The following is a 2,982-nucleotide window of genomic DNA, read 5'->3' on the forward strand; positions in this document are numbered from 1 at the left end:
ACGGTCTGCCGGCCGTGAGACGAGTCAGAAACCGTTGATGTAGGCGAAGGACATGCGAAAGGTCCGGCGTAGAGGGTAAGACCCCCGTAGCTGAAACATTGACGGCTCGTTTGAGAGACACCCAAGTAGCACGGGGCCCGAGAAATCCCGTGTGAATCTGGCGGGACCACCCGCTAAGCCTAAATATTCCCTGGTGACCGATAGCGGATAGTACCGTGAGGGAATGGTGAAAAGTACCGCGGGAGCGGAGTGAAATAGTACCTGAAACCGTGTGCCTACAAGCCGTGGGAGCATCCTTGTGGTGTGACTGCGTGCCTTTTGAAGAATGAGCCTGCGAGTTTGCGGTGTGTTGCGAGGTTAACCCGTGTGGGGTAGCCGTAGCGAAAGCGAGTCCGAATAGGGCGGTGGAGTAGCACGCTCAAGACCCGAAGCGGAGTGATCTAGCCATGGGCAGGTTGAAGCGGAGGTAAGACTTCGTGGAGGACCGAACCCACCAGGGTTGAAAACCTGGGGGATGACCTGTGGTTAGGGGTGAAAGGCCAATCAAACTCCGTGATAGCTGGTTCTCCCCGAAATGCATTTAGGTGCAGCGTCGTGTGTTTCTTGCCGGAGGTAGAGCACTGGATAGGCGATGGGCCCTACCGGGTTACTGACCTTAGCCAAACTCCGAATGCCGGTAAGTGAGAGCGCGGCAGTGAGACTGTGGGGGATAAGCTCCATGGTCGAGAGGGAAACAGCCCAGAGCATCGACTAAGGCCCCTAAGCGTACGCTAAGTGGGAAAGGATGTGGAGTCGCACAGACAACCAGGAGGTTGGCTTAGAAGCAGCCACCCTTGAAAGAGTGCGTAATAGCTCACTGGTCTAGTGATTCCGCGCCGACAATGTAGCGGGGCTCAAGCGTACCGCCGAAGTCGTGTCATTGCGATATATACCCCCAACGGGGATCGTGATGGGTAGGGGAGCGTCGTGTGCCGGGTGAAGCAGCACCGGAAGGTAGTTGTGGACGGTTCACGAGTGAGAATGCAGGCATGAGTAGCGATTCACACGTGGGAAACGTGTGCGCCGATTGACTAAGGGTTCCTGGGTCAAGCTGATCTGCCCAGGGTAAGTCGGGACCTAAGGCGAGGCCGACAGGCGTAGTCGATGGATAACCGGTTGATATTCCGGTACCCGCTGTGAAGCGTCAAACATCGAACCCATTAATGCTAAGGCCGTGAAGCCGCCCTGGAGCCTTCGGGCAAAGGGGAGTGGTGGAGCCGCTGATCCAAGGTGGTAGTAGGTGAGTGATGGGGTGACGCAGGAAGGTAGTCCATCCCGGGCGGTGGTTGTCCCGGGGTAAGGGTGTAGGACGTCAGGTAGGTAAATCCGCCTGGCAATAGTCTGAGACCTGATGCCGAGCCGATTGTGGTGAAGTGGATGATCCTATGCTGTCGAGAAAAGCCTCTAGCGAGTTTCATGGCGGCCCGTACCCTAAACCGACTCAGGTGGTCAGGTAGAGAATACCGAGGCGTTCGGGTGAACTATGGTTAAGGAACTCGGCAAAATGCCCCCGTAACTTCGGGAGAAGGGGGGCCAGTCCTGGTGACGAGTCTTGCACTCTGAGCTGGGGGTGGCCGCAGAGACCAGCGAGAAGCGACTGTTTACTAAAAACACAGGTCCGTGCGAAGCCGTAAGGCGATGTATACGGACTGACGCCTGCCCGGTGCTGGAACGTTAAGGGGACCGGTTAGCTCCATTTCGGTGGGGCGAAGCTGAGAACTTAAGCGCCAGTAAACGGCGGTGGTAACTATAACCATCCTAAGGTAGCGAAATTCCTTGTCGGGTAAGTTCCGACCTGCACGAATGGCGTAACGACTTCTCGACTGTCTCAACCATAGGCCCGGTGAAATTGCACTACGAGTAAAGATGCTCGTTTCGCGCAGCAGGACGGAAAGACCCCGGGACCTTTACTACAGTTTGATATTGGTGTTCGGTTCGGCTTGTGTAGGATAGCTGGGAGACTTTGAACTCTGGACGCCAGTTCAGGGGGAGTCGTCGTTGAAATACCAGTCTGGTCGTGCTGGATGTCTAACCCGCGCCCGTGATCCGGGTGGGGGACAGTGTCTGATGGGTAGTTTAACTGGGGCGGTTGCCTCCTAAAGAGTAACGGAGGCGCCCAAAGGTTCCCTCAGCCTGGTTGGCAATCAGGTGTTGAGTGTAAGTGCACAAGGGAGCTTGACTGTGAGACCGACGGGTCGAGCAGGGACGAAAGTCGGGACTAGTGATCCGGCGGTGGCTTGTGGAAGCGCCGTCGCTCAACGGATAAAAGGTACCCCGGGGATAACAGGCTGATCTTCCCCAAGAGTCCATATCGACGGGATGGTTTGGCACCTCGATGTCGGCTCGTCGCATCCTGGGGCTGGAGTCGGTCCCAAGGGTTGGGCTGTTCGCCCATTAAAGCGGTACGCGAGCTGGGTTTAGAACGTCGTGAGACAGTTCGGTCCCTATCCGCTGTGCGCGTAGGAGTCTTGAGAAGGGCTGTCCCTAGTACGAGAGGACCGGGACGGACGAACCTCTGGTGTGCCAGTTGTTCTGCCAAGGGCATGGCTGGTTGGCTACGTTCGGGAGGGATAACCGCTGAAAGCATCTAAGCGGGAAGCCTGCTTCGAGATGAGGACTCCCACCCACTTGATGGGGTAAGGCTCCCAGTAGACGACTGGGTTGATAGGCCGGATCTGGAAGCACCGTGAGGTGTGGAGGTGACCGGTACTAATAGGCCGAGGGCTTGTCCTCAGTTGCTCGCGTCCACTGTGTTGGTTCTGAAACCACGAACAGCCCCATGTCCTGGGTTACAGGGTGTGGTGCGGCTGAACAGTTTCATAGTGTTTCGGTGGTCATAGCGTGAGGGAAACGCCCGGTTACATTCCGAACCCGGAAGCTAAGCCTTACAGCGCCGATGGTACTGCAGGGGGGACCCTGTGGGAGAGTAGGACACCGCCGAAC

General features: G+C 56.9%; 2 rRNA genes. Both read left to right on the top strand.

Going from position 1 to position 2,982, the window contains the following annotated elements:
- Nucleotides 1-2,772 (top strand): 23S ribosomal RNA (locus ACWDGI_RS43530); the annotation flags it as partial.
- 93 nt (nt 2,773-2,865) lie between these two features.
- Nucleotides 2,866-2,982: ribosomal RNA gene (gene rrf, locus ACWDGI_RS43535) — 5S ribosomal RNA — on the top strand.

This window comes from Streptomyces sp. NPDC001220 (assembly GCF_053597895.1).